Source organism: Frankia sp. CeTa3Moorea (assembly GCF_978021225.1).
On sequence record NZ_CDXDOR010000033.1, the window covers coordinates 1 to 14,661 of the forward strand.

The 14,661-nt window shown below is 70.5% G+C and carries 16 protein-coding genes; 12 read left to right on the plus strand and 4 right to left on the minus strand.

Annotated features, from left to right (window positions below):
* Nucleotides 1–127 precede the first annotated feature (127 nt).
* Nucleotides 128–658 (minus strand): DoxX family protein, encoded by a 531-nt coding sequence (locus tag AC08OV_RS08605; RefSeq protein ID WP_476612494.1) that lies wholly within the window; start codon nucleotides 656–658, stop codon nucleotides 128–130.
* A gap of 414 nt (nucleotides 659–1,072) precedes the next feature.
* A complete protein-coding gene (locus AC08OV_RS08610; RefSeq protein ID WP_476594352.1) occupies nucleotides 1,073–1,621 on the minus strand; it encodes a MarR family winged helix-turn-helix transcriptional regulator in 549 nt (182 codons plus the stop codon).
* Between the two features lie 340 nt (nucleotides 1,622–1,961).
* Here AC08OV_RS08610 and AC08OV_RS08615 point away from each other — a divergent pair, with 340 nt between their 5' ends.
* Both AC08OV_RS08615 and AC08OV_RS08620 read left to right on the plus strand, forming a co-directional pair.
* Entirely contained in the window at nucleotides 1,962–2,963 is a 1,002-nt protein-coding gene (locus tag AC08OV_RS08615; protein ID WP_476612495.1) for a nucleotidyltransferase, read from the plus strand.
* Nucleotides 2,960–3,823, plus strand: coding sequence for a metallophosphoesterase family protein (locus tag AC08OV_RS08620; RefSeq protein WP_476612496.1), 864 nt, complete (start codon nucleotides 2,960–2,962; stop codon nucleotides 3,821–3,823). Before AC08OV_RS08615 ends, AC08OV_RS08620 begins: the two co-directional genes overlap by 4 nt.
* 14 nt (nucleotides 3,824–3,837) lie before the next feature.
* On the opposite strand, the gene AC08OV_RS08625 is transcribed toward AC08OV_RS08620, so the two are convergent.
* Nucleotides 3,838–4,713: a Rieske (2Fe-2S) protein gene (locus tag AC08OV_RS08625; protein WP_476612497.1), complete on the minus strand. Its 876-nt coding sequence runs from the start codon at nucleotides 4,711–4,713 to the stop codon at nucleotides 3,838–3,840.
* Between the two features lie 147 nt (nucleotides 4,714–4,860).
* Here AC08OV_RS08625 and AC08OV_RS08630 point away from each other — a divergent pair, with 147 nt between their 5' ends.
* The 3 genes from AC08OV_RS08630 to AC08OV_RS08640 all read left to right on the plus strand — a co-directional run bounded on the left by AC08OV_RS08630 (nucleotide 4,861) and on the right by AC08OV_RS08640 (nucleotide 5,895).
* Complete coding sequence (locus AC08OV_RS08630) at nucleotides 4,861–5,289, plus strand: DUF2795 domain-containing protein (protein ID WP_476612498.1); 429 nt, start codon at nucleotides 4,861–4,863, stop codon at nucleotides 5,287–5,289.
* 81 nt (nucleotides 5,290–5,370) lie between these two features.
* The gene (locus AC08OV_RS08635; RefSeq protein ID WP_476612499.1) at nucleotides 5,371–5,634 is read left to right on the plus strand and encodes a hypothetical protein; all 264 of its coding nucleotides are present in this window, start codon (nucleotides 5,371–5,373) and stop codon (nucleotides 5,632–5,634) included.
* Between the two features lie 9 nt (nucleotides 5,635–5,643).
* Nucleotides 5,644–5,895, plus strand: coding sequence for a hypothetical protein (locus AC08OV_RS08640; protein ID WP_476612500.1), 252 nt, complete (start codon nucleotides 5,644–5,646; stop codon nucleotides 5,893–5,895).
* A 55-nt stretch (nucleotides 5,896–5,950) separates the two neighbouring features.
* On the opposite strand, the gene AC08OV_RS08645 is transcribed toward AC08OV_RS08640, so the two are convergent.
* Nucleotides 5,951–6,181: an FmdB family zinc ribbon protein gene (locus AC08OV_RS08645; protein ID WP_476612501.1), complete on the minus strand. Its 231-nt coding sequence runs from the start codon at nucleotides 6,179–6,181 to the stop codon at nucleotides 5,951–5,953.
* 94 nt (nucleotides 6,182–6,275) lie between these two features.
* On the opposite strand from AC08OV_RS08645, the gene AC08OV_RS08650 reads away from it, so the two are divergent.
* From AC08OV_RS08650 to AC08OV_RS08680, 7 genes are all read left to right on the plus strand, one after another.
* Nucleotides 6,276–7,307 carry an asparaginase gene (locus AC08OV_RS08650; RefSeq protein ID WP_476612502.1) on the plus strand — a complete coding sequence of 344 codons (1,032 nt, stop codon included), beginning with the start codon at nucleotides 6,276–6,278 and terminating at the stop codon, nucleotides 7,305–7,307.
* A gap of 412 nt (nucleotides 7,308–7,719) precedes the next feature.
* A complete protein-coding gene (locus AC08OV_RS08655; protein ID WP_476612503.1) occupies nucleotides 7,720–9,111 on the plus strand; it encodes a CoA transferase in 1,392 nt (463 codons plus the stop codon).
* Nucleotides 9,112–9,332: 221 nt separating this feature from the next.
* On the plus strand, nucleotides 9,333–10,502 hold the full coding sequence (locus AC08OV_RS08660) for a branched-chain amino acid ABC transporter substrate-binding protein (RefSeq protein ID WP_476612504.1): 1,170 nt from the start codon (nucleotides 9,333–9,335) through the stop codon (nucleotides 10,500–10,502).
* A gap of 72 nt (nucleotides 10,503–10,574) precedes the next feature.
* Complete coding sequence (locus AC08OV_RS08665) at nucleotides 10,575–11,507, plus strand: branched-chain amino acid ABC transporter permease (RefSeq protein ID WP_476612505.1); 933 nt, start codon at nucleotides 10,575–10,577, stop codon at nucleotides 11,505–11,507.
* Nucleotides 11,504–12,916 (plus strand): branched-chain amino acid ABC transporter permease, encoded by a 1,413-nt coding sequence (locus AC08OV_RS08670; protein ID WP_476612506.1) that lies wholly within the window; start codon nucleotides 11,504–11,506, stop codon nucleotides 12,914–12,916. Before AC08OV_RS08665 ends, AC08OV_RS08670 begins: the two co-directional genes overlap by 4 nt.
* Complete coding sequence (locus AC08OV_RS08675) at nucleotides 12,913–13,887, plus strand: ABC transporter ATP-binding protein (RefSeq protein WP_476612507.1); 975 nt, start codon at nucleotides 12,913–12,915, stop codon at nucleotides 13,885–13,887. The genes AC08OV_RS08670 and AC08OV_RS08675 overlap by 4 nt, the downstream gene beginning before the upstream one ends.
* On the plus strand, nucleotides 13,887–14,615 hold the full coding sequence (locus AC08OV_RS08680; protein ID WP_462187302.1) for an ABC transporter ATP-binding protein: 729 nt from the start codon (nucleotides 13,887–13,889) through the stop codon (nucleotides 14,613–14,615). Before AC08OV_RS08675 ends, AC08OV_RS08680 begins: the two co-directional genes overlap by 1 nt.
* Nucleotides 14,616–14,661 lie beyond the last annotated feature (46 nt).

Below are 14,661 nucleotides of genomic sequence, written 5' to 3' on the forward strand. Positions count from 1 at the left end.
CGACGATCTGACGGACGGGGAGGCCGGATGGCCAACGGTGATGACCGTGATGGCGGCTACGGCGGCGACGGGGATGGGGAGGAGTGGTGGTGGCGATGAGCACGATGGCGGGTCGTGGTCGGATCGATCAGACGCTGCTGGATTCGGGCTCGTTCACAGCCGGCTTGTTCGGCCGCCAAGCGGTGGCGAGCAGGAGCGCCGCGCCTCCCACGCCGAGCACGATCGCGATCAGCCCGCCGGCCCAGCCGTCCAGGTCGATGCCGATCGCATGGTCCAGCGACGCCTTGCCCGGTCCCAGGATGCCGATTGCCGCGCAGACCACCGCGATCATCAAGACGTATTCGTAGCCCTGGCCCGGCCTGAAGATGAAGAACCCGTTGTTGCGATGGGCGGTCACGCCGGCCACCACCATGGTGCCGATGATCCCGCCTGCGCTGAACGGGGTGAGGAACCCGAAGAGCAGCCCGAAACCGGCCGCGATCTCGATCAGTCCCGACGCCCAGGCGTGCACGATGCCCGGCCGCAGCCCCATGCTCTCGAACCAGCCGGCCGTCCCTTTGATCCCGCCCGGTCCGAAGACGTGGTTGTAGCCGTGCGCGACCAGGGTGAGACCCACGATGACCCGGAGCACCAGGGCCGCGGTGTCAGGCGGTGTCACGGGTGTCCTCCTCGGACCGGTCTACGTCCGACCTTCGTCCGTCGTCTTTGTCCGCCCGTCGTCTTTGCCCGTTCATCGTCATCGTCCGCCCGTCGTCTTCATCGCGTCGCGCCGAGGGTACCCGCCGTCCGGCGCGGCTCGTGGTGGACGGCGGTGCGGGTCGGGCGGTCTCGCGGCCGGTGGGCAGCTACGAGGCGGCGATACCGAAGGTGCCGGCCGCGAGAACGACGAGCCCGATGACCGTGAGTCGTACCGCGGGCAGGTCAAAGGGCGGTTTGCTGGGAGCGCGGGGGCAGCGACCGTGATGTCCTGTGCCGCGCCGACGGGGCCGCTGCATCGTCCTCGGTGCCGGTGAGATCGTATAACTGCCGACCGTCATCGACCTTAGGCGATGAGTAGCGACCCCGCACTGTGTTAATAGGGCCTATCCTGGTCGACGATGCGGGCCAACATCGACAACAGGGCGGTCTGTTCCTCCTCGGACAGCGGCGCCAGCAGCTTGTCGTTCATCTGGTCGATGCGGTCCGCCACCTGGCCGTGGGTCGACTCTCCCCGCTTGGTCAGCCGCAGGACATTGCGCCGGCCATCACGCGGGTCACGGACCCGGCGGATGAGCCCACGCTGCACGAGCCTCGCCACCACATCGGCCACCGTCGACCGATCCAGGGAGGCTCGTTCTCCGAGCGTGCGCTGATCAATATCGGGATCAGCGAGCAGGCTGTTGAGGACCACGAACTGCGGAGGCGTCGTCTCGGTTGAGACGGTGGTGGTCCAGAGCTGATAGGTCACCTGCTGGAGCCGGCGGGCCAGCTGGCCGGGATGGCTGGACAGGTCGACCACGCCGTGGCCGCCCGGGGCGACCGGCCGCGAGGTCAGGGTGGCCGGCCCAGTGGCGCGTTGTCCAGGGAGACGTTCGCCGGAGTTCTCCGGTGCGGCTGTTTCCCCTCCGAGGGCCCTGGCCAACTGGTCGGATCGTGTGCGCGTGTTCAGGGTTCGCTTCCAATCCGGTGTCGAAGTAGGCGGGCGACAGGCTTGCCGCGAAGGTCATCATCGCTCATGTCGACGCTCGGTGTCGTCAAGCTGTGAGATTCAGGTGCCTATCAGGCGTCGAAGTGGTAACTCTTGTGGCATGTAGTGAAATTATAACTACGGATAGCCGGACACCCCCATGCTTCTGTAGTAGTCTTGTCACCGCTTCGAGGTAGTCATTTAGGGGTGTCGCAATCGCGACAGCCACCTGCCGCCCGACTCCGGTGGGGTACGCGAGGTGCATCGCGTGGTTCCCGCGGGTACGGGCAGCGGTATGGAGGATGCGCCCAGAGGCCTACGGGAGAGTCTGAAACGCGTGGCTGTGACCCTGAAGGAGGCGGGCATCCCGTTCGCTCTCGGGGGCAGCTACGCCTGCTGGGCCCGGGGCGGCCCCGAGCCGGTCCACGACGTGGATTTCATGCTGCGCGAGGACGACGTGCCGCGGGCGGTCGAGGTGCTCGCGAACGCCGGCCTGCGCCCGGTCGACTCACCCGAGGACTGGCTCACCAAGGTGTTCGACGGCGAGGTGCTGGTCGATCTCATCCACCATCCGGTGGGTCGGGCGGTGACCCAGCAGATGCTGGAGCGGTCCAGCGAGATGTCGGTGGACTCGGTGCGCATGCCCGTGCTGGATGCCACCGACTGGTTTGAGATGACCCTGCTGGCCCTGGAGGAACGGTACTGTGATCTCGCTCGCGTGATACCGATGATCAGAGCGATGCGGGAGCAGGTCGACTGGGATCAGGTGCGTCGCGCGACGGCCACTTCCCCCTTCGCCGAGGCGGCCCTGCTCGTGGCCACCCGGCTCAACCTGATCCCGGCCGCCGGTCGTGCGGTGTCGGCCGAAGGTGCTCCGTCTGCCGAAGGTGCTCCGTCGGCCGGGGGCACCCCCACGGGTTCACGTCCGCACGGCCCGTTGGTGCCAGCGGGTGGGGCGGTGCCAGCGGGTGCGGCGGAGCAGGCCGGGACCGCGAAGCGGGTCGCCGACACCGCCGGGTACGGGGTACTGGACCTCACCGAGGCTGATGAGTACCTCGCCGGTGACCTGCACGAACGCCTCGCCGAGGATCCGAGGGTGGCCGAGCTCGGGCTGGAGGTGGTGGTGGATGGCCAGCAGATCCTGGTCGAGGGTGAGGTCGCCACGGACGCCCGCCGCCGGGCCGTCGCGGATGTGCTCGCCGAGGCGCTTCCCGGACGCCTGGTGAGTAACGAGGTCACCATCGCGGATCGGGGGATGCCGACCGAGGCACCGCCGAACGTGGAGACCATCTCATGATCAGAATTGCCGCCGTCGGCGACATCCACCTGGGCGTGGACAGCCGCGGAACCTTCGCACCCCTGCTGCGTGGACTTGCCGGTCGGGCGGACGTGCTGCTGCTGGCCGGTGATCTCACTCAGCGGGGGCTGCCGGCCGAGGCCGAGATCGTCGCGGCCGAGGTGGCGGACGCCGGGGTGCCCGTCGTCGCCGTCCTGGGTAATCACGACTACCACGGCGGTGCCGAGAACGAGATCACCGAAATGCTGACCGACGCTGGCGTGACCGTCCTCGAAGGCGGCGGCACGGTCCTCGACATCGACGGCCGCCGTCTCGGAATCGCCGGCGTCAAGGGATTCGGCGGGGGGTTCGCCGGGGCCAGCGGAAGCGACTTCGGCGAACCACTGATGAAGGCTTTCATCCGGCACACGAAGGACGCCGGATCCCGGCTGCGTGGCGCGCTGGAAAGTCTGGATTGCGAAGTCCGCGTAGCTTTGATGCACTATGCCCCGGTACCAGGCACGCTCATCGGCGAGCGAACCGAGATCTTCCCGTTTCTCGGCAGCTACCACCTTGCCGAGGCGGTGGACGCGGGAGCCGCCTGCCTTGCGCTGCACGGTCACGCCCATGCCGGTTCGGAGCACGGGACGACGGCCGGTGGGGTGCCGGTCCGCAACGTGGCCCGGCCGGTGATCCGGAAAGCCTATGCGCTCTACGGGGTGGGCGAGATGGCCACCACCGGGCGCCCGGGCCCGGACCGCGCGGGCCTACAGCGCTCGGCTGGCGCCGCCAGCCCGGACGGAGTCCCGGCAACCGGCCCGGCAGCCGGGACGCCCCGCTCCGCGGCGGACAGCCCCTCGACGCTATCCCGCCCCAGTTAGCTATCCCGCGGTAGCTATCCCGCCCCGGGTAGCCGTACCCGGACCTCACCATCGGAGATCCACACATCGAACCGCGGCTGGGGCGCGGTCGCGGGACCATGCACCACCGCGCCGTCCGCCACCCGGAAGGTGCTGCCGTGCCAGGGGCAGCGCAGGCAGGTGAAGCCGTCTCTTCGGATGATCTCTCCCTTGTGCAGTGGTCCGGACAGGTGGCTGCACCGGCCGGCCAGTACGTCGACGTGGTCTCCTTTCCGGAGGAGGACGACCGGCACATCCCGCAACAGCCGCACCTCGGGTCGGCCGTCCGCAAGTTCGTCCAGAAGGGCGAGCGGATGCCAACCGGGCGGCAGCAGGTGGGGTACCTCCTCGGCGTGGTTGACCCCCGACGCCTGCCGGTAGGCCAGATGACCGCCGAGGTAGGCCGACGTGCTGGCCGCGGCGAGGCCGAGCAGCGCGAGACGACGGCCGAGGCGGCTGTTGCCACGCGACCGGATGCCGAGCGAGGCGGCGTAGCAGCAGGCCGCCAGACTGTTCGTCGCGGCGTGCGCCACCCCGACCCGCAGCTGGCGCTCATGCAGCTCAGAGTAGTCGGCGAGGCCGGCGGCGGCGGCCGAGACCGCCGCGAGCAACCCCGTGGCGATCAGCACCCGGGCCGCCCGTTCGGACTCCTCGTGACGTCCTGCGAGCAGGTCCACGATCCCCGCGGAGATCCAGGTTCCGATGGGGAGCTGGGCGAGCGCCGGATGCAGCGGGTGGCCGAGCGGCACGCCGTGCAGGGTGTCCCGGATGGTGCCGTCGTGCAGGGAACGGCGGACCATGTCACGGATCTTTACTGCCACCGGGTCGAGAGCTTCGGCCCGCTCCAGGCATTCGGCGGGTCCGACCAGCATGTTGTGGGGTATCCGCACCATGGATGCCGGTGTTCCCGCCCATCGCTGGCCGTGAACATCTGCTGGCCGGCGATGCCGGGTGGCCTGATCGCGGGTTTGCTTCGTCCGTCAGCGCGCACCACTGAAACAGCGGAAAGGAACGAGAACATGGCAGTGGATCGCGGAAGCACCAAGCACGGCCCTGTGCGCGATGACATCATGGCGCACGAGGTCGAGGGGCTCGTGCGGGCCGGGCGGGACACGCGGGCGGAGGAATGGCGCTCCGCTGAACCGTTCCCCGAGGAAGCGACCGGTGGCCCGCAGAACCTGGATGCCGCTGGGTCGCGGGTCGGTGCGCCGGCCGGGATGACGCCGGTGGACGTCGAGGAACGCTCCGAGCTCGCCCGCTGGCTCGGCCGGGCGGTCTTCCCCGCCAATCGTGACGAGATCATGGATCATCTACGTCATCAGCACGCCCCGGACCGGGTGGTTGACGAGGTCGCCGGTGCGCCGCCCGACATCCAGTTCACCTCGTTGGGCGCGCTGTGGCGGGTACTGCGACCCGGCCCTCCCCACGTGGAGTCACGGCGTCACTGAATCCGTCCGATGACCCGTAATATGACCAACATCATGAAGTAGTCGGTATGACGCCGTAGCCGGCGGGGTATAGAAACACCCGTGGGTGGCGGGCTCGCCGCGAGCGTTCTGCTGCTCGTCGGCTTCGCGATGATCGGAGCCTTCAACGTTTTTGCCTTCGGTGCCCTCGCCGGCCTGTGGGCGCTGGGTATCGCATGGATCATGGTGCTCGGCCCGCGGGCCATCGATCGCCGGGTCGTCCGCGCTCGGCTGCGGGGGGTGCGGGAGGCGTGGCGGAGACGACGGTGGCCCGGTGCCTTGTTCCCGTGGGCCCGGGACTGCGTGACACGCCGGTGGCCTGGGTAGGACACGCCCATGGGTACGAGTGGGTTCGGCTATGGCGACCAACGACCCGGATCAGGTGATCTGCTGCAGACCCTCGTCGCCGGTCTGGATCAGACCGAGCGGGAAGATACCCTGCGGCTGTTGCGACGGCGGCTGGTGGAGGACCGGGCCGCCGCGTGCGGCGGCCAGCGGGACCGTCAGGTGGATGTCGGCCCGCGGATCCGGGCGGCGCGTGGGCCGACGAAATCGCAGGCCGCGGGCATCCATCGCCACCCCGGGTGAGCCACCCCGGGTGAGCCACCCCGGATGAACGGTGGCGTCAGGGCGAACGGTGGCGTCAGCCGCAGCAGCCACCGCCGCAGCACGCGCCCCCGCCGGCGGACGGCGCGGCCATGGCCGGAGCCGGCGTGGCCGAGCCGCGGCTGACGGCGATCGCAGAGAAGATCCGCGAGGTCTCGGTGTGTCCGGAGGGGCAGTTCACCGCGCTGTCCGGCACGGACTCGTGCATGCTGCGGCGGACCTCGAACGATGCGTCACATACCCGGCAGCGGTAGTCATAGGCAGGCACGGCACCAGGATATGCGGCCGTCGTGAGGCGAGCGTCGGATTCGGCGGGTGGCGAGAACGGGTGAGCGGGAGAAGGCCCGACGTACGCTGGCTGTATGCAGCCGCCGGAGGGCCCGCAGGTGGTCGCCGAGGTTGTCCGGGGGCTGCGCAGCGGTGCGCCGTTCGTGGAGAGTTGCCATCACGGCACCGTCATCGGCCTCGGTCGGGACGGGGACGGTGCGCTCATCGTCGGCGTGCCCGACCACCCGATCTTTCCCCGGTCGGCGGTCAAGCCCCTTCAGGCCGCCGCGATGCTTCGTGCCGGACTGGACGGCATCTTCCTGAGCCGGGAGATCCCCGGTGACCTGCTTGCCATCGTGTCGAGTTCCCACAGCGGCGAGCCGGTGCATCTCGCGCGGGTGCTGGAGATCCTCTCGGTGGCGGGCGTCTCCATCGACACCCTGCGCTGTCCCGCCGATCTTCCGTTGGGCCCGGCCGCGGCCCAGGCGCACCTTCGCTCCGGGGGCCGCGCGGAGCCGGTGCTGATGAACTGCTCCGGCAAGCATGCGGGGATGATCGCCTGCTGCGTGGCGGCCGGCTGGCCGATCGAGAACTACACCGATCCCGATCATCCGTTGCAGCAGGTGATCCGGCGCACGATCGAGGAGCTGGCCGGCGAGGAGATCGTCGCGACCAGCGTGGACGGGTGCGGGGCCCCGTTGTTCGCGTTCTCGCTCACGGGCCTGGCCCGCGGACTGCGGGCGATGGTCCGGGCTGCGCCGGGCAGCCCCGAGCGGCGGGTCATCAACGCCATGCGGGCGCATCCCGAGCTGATCGGGGGTGTCGGCCGGTCCGACACCGACCTGATGCGGGCGGTACCCGGCGTCGTCGCGAAGAACGGCGCCGAGGGTGTCACGGTGGTGGCGACGCCCGAGGGTCACGTGGTCGCGGTCAAGATCGCGGATGGGAGCGGGCGGCCCGGCATCCCGGTCGCGCTGGCCGTGCTGACCCGCCTGGGTGCTCTTCCCGGTCCGGACGCCCCCGGGCACCTGGAGCTCGACTTCGCTCAGCTCGCCGTGCTCGGGGCGCCCACGGTGCTCGGCGGCGGGCGCCCGGCCGGTTCCCTACGCGTGCGGCTACCGGTCTGACCCGATCGAAGGCCGGTGACGAACCACCGGCCGCCGGGATGGGTGCGGCGGGCGGCCACGCGGTAGGTATGCCGGATCTGCTCGGCGGTGGCGCTGGGCGGCACGTCCAGCACCTCGTACAGCGAGCGTTGCACGCGCACGGGGTGTCTCCTGCCATTGCCGACCACCCGACCGGGCGACTGCGAGCCCCGTGTCATGGCGAAAGTACCTACACATGACCAGAATGGGCCTTGGGCGGCCCGGGGGACGAGCGAGAGTCCGGAGGCCGGGACAGCACGCAAAGTAGGATTTTCTGTGCATTGCGGCTCTTGGCTCCCAAGATCGTCTTGTCGGTCATGCCGGCCTTGTTCCGGTTCGGCCGATGGCGCGCTCGGGGCGCAGCGTGCGTGCCAGGGTGGGACAGGATGGGTGGATGGGGCAACGGCAGAACTCGGAGATCGTCACCGAGGTCGCGTCGCTGGTACAGGATCCGGACATCGCCGAGCGGCTGACCGTGACCGGGCCCGCCGACGTCCTTCCCAGCCTCTACCGGGTGACGATGATGGCGGCCGCGTCGGTGGCGGCCGCGGCTGTCGGGGCCAGCCGCCTGCTCGCGGCCCGCGGCGGCGGGGCCCCGCCGGAGGTCACCGTGGACACCCGTCACGCGAGCGCGGTCTTCCGCAGCGAACGGTACCTGCGGATGGCCGGCAAGCCACCGCCGAGCCCGTGGGACGCGATCTCCGGGTATTACCGCACCGGGGACAACCGGTGGATCCAGCTGCACTGTAACTTCCCGCACCACCGCAACGGGATCCTGGATCTTCTTGGGACGCCGGGCGAGCGCGCCGCCGTCGAACGGGTCATCCGCCGTTTCGAGGCCGAGCCGCTGGAACTCGAGCTGCACGCCATGGGTCTGTGCGCCAGCATGGCCCGCAGCGAGCGGGAATGGCGCGAGCACCGGCAGGCCCGGGCGGTCGACGAGCTTCCCCTCGTCGAGGTGCGCCGGCTCGGCGACGGCCCGGTGCTCGCCGCGCCCCTGGCCGAGACGCCGGCCGCGGGTCTGCGGGTGCTCGACCTGACCCGGGTCATCGCCGGTCCCGTCGCCGGTCGCACGCTGGCCGCCTATGGAGCCGACGTCCTGCGGGTCGGCGCCGCCCACCTGCCGGAGGTGCACACGGTGCTCGTCGACACCGGGTTCGGCAAGCGCAACGCCTTCCTCAACCTGCGGGTGGCCGCGGACGCCCGCCGGCTGCGCGAGCTGATCGCCTCGGCGGACGTGGTGCTCCAGGCCTACCGGCCGATGGCCCTCGACCGGCTCGGCTTCGGCCCGGAGGCGGTCGCCAGGATCCGGCCGGGCATCGTCTGCGCGACCATCACCGCGTACGGACGGCAGGGCCCCTGGAGCGGTCTGCGCGGGTTCGACAGTCTGGTCCAGACCGCGTCCGGCATCGCGACCGCCGCCGCGGCGGTGACCGGGTCCGACCGCCCCGTGCCGCTGCCGGCACAGGCCCTCGATCACGCGACCGGCTACCTCACCGTCTACGGGGTGCTGGACGCGCTGGCGCGCCGGGCGACCGAGGGGGGCAGCTGGCACGTCGGTGTGTCCCTGGCCCGTACCGGTCGTTGGCTGCAGGGGCTGGGACACCACGACACGCTCGCGCTCTCCGACCCGACCCGGGAGGATGTCGAGGAGTTCTGCGCCACGATGAACAGCGAGTTCGGACCCCTGTCGTACATCCGCCCGGCCGCCACTGTGGCCGGCGTCGCGCCGAGCTGGATCTCCCCGCCGGCACAGCTGGGCACCAGCCCGGCGGTCTGGGCATAGCCATGCTGAGGTGCCGGGTTCCGCGGGATCGCGTCGGCGTGTCCACCGTGCGCCGGCCCGCCCATCCGGGGGGCGGTGCGAATTGATGCTGGTCAGCCCGTCATTCTCTAGGCGGTGGCGCACCGGCTCGCGGGCCGGGCGCATCGGGGTGACTGGGTCGGGGTGACTGGGCCGGGCCACGGCATCGGAGTCGGGTCCGGCGGGACCGGAGGAGGAATTGCATGGGTAGGCGTCCGCTCCTGGGAGTGATAGCCCTTGCCGCGACCGTGGCGTTGACCGCGGCGGCCTGTGGGAGTGACAGTGGTTCGTCCTCGAACGGGAAGCAGACCATCACGATCGGCTTCCAGGGAGTTCTCTCGGGCGACAGCCAGCAGCTCGGTCTGAACGCCCTCTACGGCGTCCGGACGGCGATCGCCGAGGTCAACGCGGATGCGAGCGCGCCGTTCCAGCTCAAGCTCGCCGAGTCCGACGACGGTGGCTCGCCGGATCAGGGCCCGACGGCCGCCCAGAAGCTGATCGATGACTCCAAGGTCGTCGCGGTGATCGGCCCGATGTTCTCCGGCGCCACCAAGGCGAGCGAGCCGGCCTACACCCAGGCCGGACTGCTGTCGGTGAGCCCGTCGGCGACGAACCCCGCGCTCACTACCCTGGGCTTCAAGACCTTCTACCGGGTCATCGCCCCGGACACCGTGCAGGGCAAGGCCGCGGCCGACTACATCGCCACGGTGCTCAAGGCGACGAAGGTGTACTCGCTGGACGACAAGAGCGAGTACGGCACGGGCCTGTCGGGTGCGCTGGAGGCCGAGCTCAAGGCCAAGGGCGTCAACGTGACCCACGACGGCATCAACCCGACCAAGGACTACACGTCCGAGGCAACGAAGATCATTGCCGCCGCGCCCGAGGTCCTCTACTACTCCGGCTACTACCCCGAGTTCGCGCTGCTGTCGAAGGCGCTGAAGAGCAAGGGCTTCACCGGAAAGATCATCAGTGGTGACGGCTCGCTCGACCCGCAGTACGTCGCGCAGGCCGGGGCCGCCGCGGCCGAGGGTGCCTACCTCACCTGCCCCTGCGGCGACGCCAACACCGACCCGAAGGCCGCGTCCTTCGTCGCGTCCTACAAGAAGGTCAACAACGGGGTGAAGCCCGGCACCTACTCCGGTGAGGCCTACGACGCCACACTCGCCCTCGCGGACGTCTTCAAGAAGCTCGGCAAGGACGTCACCCGGGAGTCCGTGGCCGGCGCGTTCGGTTCCGTGAACTTCCCCGGCATCACGAAGACCGTGGCGTTCGAGCCGAACGGCGAGGTCAAGGGCTCCAACGTGTTCGTCTACCAGGTCAAGGGCGGACAGATCACCGTTCTCGGCAACATCGCGGACCTGGTCAAGTCCTGATGTCGGTGCGGGCGGTGGCCGGGGGTGGGACGTCCGGCTACCGCTTCGCCTGGTGGTGAACGAGGCACACGGATGGGTTTCCTCGACCAGTTCTGGCAGCTGACCGTCGACGGTCTGACAGTCGGCTCCCTGTACGCGGTCATCGCGCTCGGGTACACCCTCGTCTACGGAGTCCTCCAGCTCATCAACTTCGCGCACAGCGAGGTCTTCATGCTGGGATCCTTCGGCGGGCTGTTTGCCGCCCGCGCCCTGCTACCCGGGGACGGCTCGGTCCCGGGCGGCCTCGAATCGGTGGGCCTGGTGACCATGGGCCTCGGCGCCGGCGCGATCTGCGGCGGGCTCGCCGCCTTCACGCTCGAACGGGTGGCGTACCGGCCGCTGCGGCGCCGTTCCGCCCCCCGGCTGGCCTACCTCATCAGCGCCATCGGGGCCTCGCTGTTCGCGGTGAACCTCGCCGGCAAGGAGTTCGGCCGGCAGAACGTGGCCCTGCCCAACCTGTTCACCGACGGAACGGTGTTCACGCTGTTCGGAGCGGGCGTCTCCACCCAGTCGCTGGTCATCTTCGCGGTCGCGATCGCGATGCTGGTCGGACTGGACCGGCTGGTCGCGGGGACCCGGCTCGGGCAGGGCATCCGCGCGGTGGCCCAGGACGCCGACACCGCGGTTCTCATGGGCGTGAACGTCGAACGCATCATCATCGTCACGTTCGTGCTCGGCGGCCTGCTGGCCGGAGCCGGCGGCTTCCTGTACGCGATGACGTTCAACGCCTCGTACAGCATGGGGTTCGTCCCCGGAGTGAAGGCGTTCACCGCCGCGGTCCTCGGCGGCATCGGCAACGTGCGCGGGGCGATGCTCGGCGGCCTGCTCCTCGGATTGGTGGAAAGCTACGGCGGATACATCTTCCAGGCGTCCTACAAGGACGTGATCGCTTTCCTGGTCCTGGTCGGCATCCTGATGATCCGACCGTCCGGCCTGCTCGGGGAACGTCTGGGGAGGGCAGCATGAGCGCTGCGACGTCGCCCGCCCGCCCGCCGACCGCCGGGGCGCCGCTCCCGCCCGCCGGGGCGGGTGGCGAGCCTGGTGGCGGCCCGGCGGGCGCATTGCTGCGTCCGGCCGTGCTGTTCTCCCCGGCCCGGCTGCGCCAGCTCGGGGTACTGCTGCTGGTGGGTGTGCTCGCCGCGGTGGTGACCGGTCCGGCCGGGGGCTCCGACAAACCGCTGAAGGCATTTCAGGATTCGGTGCTGGACGCGCGGATCCTGCCCTACCTGGGGCTCGCCGTCGCGTTGTGGATCGTCCTGGCGCTCGGCGTCGAACTGCGGGGCGCGGCGGGCCGGCTGGCGGCCGGCCTCCGGGGGCCGGTGAGTGCGGCCTACGCCACCCGGGGCGGCCCGATCGCGCTGAACCTGACGCTTCTGGCGGTCGCGATCATTGCCCCGCTGGTCGTCTCGACCGCCGCGCAGCAGTCGATGGTCAACGACATCGGCATCTACGCGCTGCTCGCACTGGGCCTGAACGTCGTGGTCGGCTACGCCGGCCTGCTCGACCTCGGCTACATCGCCTTCTTCGCCATTGGTGCCTACACGACGGCCTACTTCACCTCACAGACCGCGATGCCGTGGCACGCGCCTTTCGTGCTCAACCCGTTCTTCGTCTTCCCGATTGCGCTGGTCCTCGCCGCGCTCGCCGGCGTCGTCCTGGGCGCGCCGACGCTGCGGCTGCGGGGTGACTACCTGGCGATCGTCACGCTCGGTTTCGGTGAGATCATCCATCTGATCGCGAACAACGCCGACAACATCACGAACGGTGCCCGGGGGGCCTTCGGCGTTCCGCACCTGTCGATCAACCTGCTCGGCCTCGACTACGAGTGGGGCATTGACCCGCTACCGTATTATTACCTGCTCCTGGTCATCATCGTCGGAGTCATGATCGCCTTCGGTCGGCTGGAACGGTCCAGGATCGGCCGGGCCTGGGCGGCGATCCGCGAGGACGAGATCGCCGCCGAGGCGACCGGGGTCGCGACCCTGCGGATGAAGCTGCTCGCCTTCGCTATCGGCGCCTCGGTGTCGGGCTTCGCCGGCGTGCTCTTCGCCTCCAAACAGTTCTTCAACCCGCAGAGCTTCAGCCTGCAGGCGTCGTTCTTCGTCGTCGCCGTCGTCATCTTCGGCGGGATGGGTTCCCGGCTCGGGGTGGTGGTCGGTGCCGTCGTCCTCCAGGGCATCGCCTTCTACCTGCGCGACAAGGTCCCGCCCGCGGACCGGTACATCTACTTCGGGGCCGTCATCGTGATCATGATGATCTTCCGTCCGCAGGGACTCGTGCCGTCGCGCCGACGGCGTCGGGAGATCCAGCTCGCGGAGGCCGGCATCGGCGCGGCGGACTCCCTGGGCGCCGCGCCCACGGGAGGCAAGCCGTGACCAGGGGCGGAGCGCACCGCCTCTCGCCGCCGGGACACCGGCGCTCCCGGGGCCGGCAGCGCGGGGACAGCCAGGGCCGCGGGGACGCCGGGCGCGGCGGGGGCCCGGAGGACCTGGTGGTGGAGGCCCGCGGCCTGGCGCTGCGGTTCGGGGGTGTGACCAGCCTCGACGGCGTCTCACTGCGCCAGCGCCGAGGCGAGATCCTGGCGGTGATCGGACCGAACGGGGCCGGCAAGACCTCGCTGTTCAACTGCCTCACCGGGGCATACCGCCCGCAGCAGGGATCGGTCACCTTCTGGCCCCGGCCCGGCTGGCCGGCCGAGTTGGTGGGGCGCCGCCCGCACGCCATCACCCGGCTCGGTGTCGCCCGGACCTTCCAGAACATCCGGCTCTTCCCCGCTCTGTCGGCGCTGGAGAACGTCCAGATCGGGACCGAGGTGCGGCAGCGGTACGGGCCGCTGGCCGCGGTGCTGGGACTGCCGGGCGCCCGGCGGGCCGAGCGCGACGGCGTGCGGCACGCGCTGGAGCTGCTCGAGCTCGTGGGCCTGCCGCACCGGGCGCACGAGCTCGCCGCGTCGCTGCCCTACGGCGAGCAACGCCGGCTGGAGATCGCCCGGGCGCTCGGTACCGAGCCGCGCCTGCTGCTGCTCGACGAGCCCGCGGCCGGCACGAACCCGGCGGAGAAGCGCGACCTGGCGGAGCTGATCATCCGGATCGCGGGCACCGGGGTGTCGGTCCTGCTCATCGAGCATGACATGCGGCTGGTCATGTCGGTGGCGACCTCGGTGGTGGTGCTCAACTTCGGCCGGATCATCGCGTCCGGCACGCCGGCGGAGGTCCAGCGGGACCCGGCGGTCATCGAGGCGTACCTGGGCCTGGCCGACGCCGGCGCGGCGGATCCCGATACGGCGGATCCCGATACGGCGGATCCCAGCCCGGCCGGCCCTGCCGGGTGGAAGGAACTGCGCTGATGCTGCTGACTCTGGCCGGTGTCGAGGTCGCCTACGGCGCCGTCACCGCCCTGCGCGGCGTCAGCCTGGAGGTGGCTGAGGGCGAGATCGTCACCCTGCTCGGGGCCAACGGCGCCGGCAAGACGACCACGCTGCGGACGATCTCCGGACTGCTGCGGCCTCGGGCGGGACAGGCGTGGCTGGACGGTCGCCCGTTGTCGTCGATTCCGGCGCACGAACTCGTCGGCCGGGGGGTGAGCCACGTGCCCGAGGGCCGGCGGATCTTCCCGAGCATGAGTGTCCGCGAGAACCTCCTGATGGGCGCCTACCACGATCGCCGGCACGTGCGGACCGACCTCGACCGGGTGTTCGCGCTCTTCCCCCGGCTGGCCGAGCGGGTCGCGCAGCCGGGAGGCACGTTGTCCGGCGGCGAGCAGCAGATGCTCGCGATCGGACGCGCGCTGATGAGCCGTCCCCGGCTGATGCTCCTCGACGAGCCGTCGATGGGGCTGGCCCCGATGATCGTTCAGACCATCTTCGAGGTGATCGCGGAGATCAACCGGGAGGGGGTCGCGGTGCTGCTGGTCGAGCAGAACGCGGCCTCGGCGCTGCGGATCGCGGGCCGTGGCTACGTGCTGGAGACCGGCGAGGTCGTGCTGGCGGGCACCGCCGCGAGCCTGCTGGCCGACGACCGGGTCCGGCAGGCCTACCTCGGCGAGGACGTCGGCGGCCGGACCACCGCGGGCTGAACCGCCCGCGACCGCTGCTCCGCCCGTCGTCACATCGGCGAGAAAC

Excerpts from the sequence above, each read along its gene's own strand:
- AC08OV_RS08620 (WP_476612496.1), top strand. The coding sequence starts at position 2,960 with ATGATCAGAATTGCCGCCGTCGGCGACATCCACCTGGGCGTGGACAGC.
- AC08OV_RS08665 (WP_476612505.1), top strand. The coding sequence starts at position 10,575 with ATGGGTTTCCTCGACCAGTTCTGGCAGCTGACCGTCGACGGTCTGACA.
- AC08OV_RS08640 (WP_476612500.1), top strand. The coding sequence starts at position 5,644 with ATGGGTACGAGTGGGTTCGGCTATGGCGACCAACGACCCGGATCAGGT.
- AC08OV_RS08625 (WP_476612497.1), bottom strand. The coding sequence starts at position 4,713 with ATGCTGGTCGGACCCGCCGAATGCCTGGAGCGGGCCGAAGCTCTCGAC.
- AC08OV_RS08650 (WP_476612502.1), top strand. The coding sequence starts at position 6,276 with ATGCAGCCGCCGGAGGGCCCGCAGGTGGTCGCCGAGGTTGTCCGGGGG.
- AC08OV_RS08680 (WP_462187302.1), top strand. The coding sequence starts at position 13,887 with ATGCTGCTGACTCTGGCCGGTGTCGAGGTCGCCTACGGCGCCGTCACC.
- AC08OV_RS08670 (WP_476612506.1), top strand. The coding sequence starts at position 11,504 with ATGAGCGCTGCGACGTCGCCCGCCCGCCCGCCGACCGCCGGGGCGCCG.
- AC08OV_RS08630 (WP_476612498.1), top strand. The coding sequence starts at position 4,861 with ATGGCAGTGGATCGCGGAAGCACCAAGCACGGCCCTGTGCGCGATGAC.
- AC08OV_RS08655 (WP_476612503.1), top strand. The coding sequence starts at position 7,720 with ATGGGGCAACGGCAGAACTCGGAGATCGTCACCGAGGTCGCGTCGCTG.
- AC08OV_RS08615 (WP_476612495.1), top strand. The coding sequence starts at position 1,962 with ATGGAGGATGCGCCCAGAGGCCTACGGGAGAGTCTGAAACGCGTGGCT.
- AC08OV_RS08660 (WP_476612504.1), top strand. The coding sequence starts at position 9,333 with ATGGGTAGGCGTCCGCTCCTGGGAGTGATAGCCCTTGCCGCGACCGTG.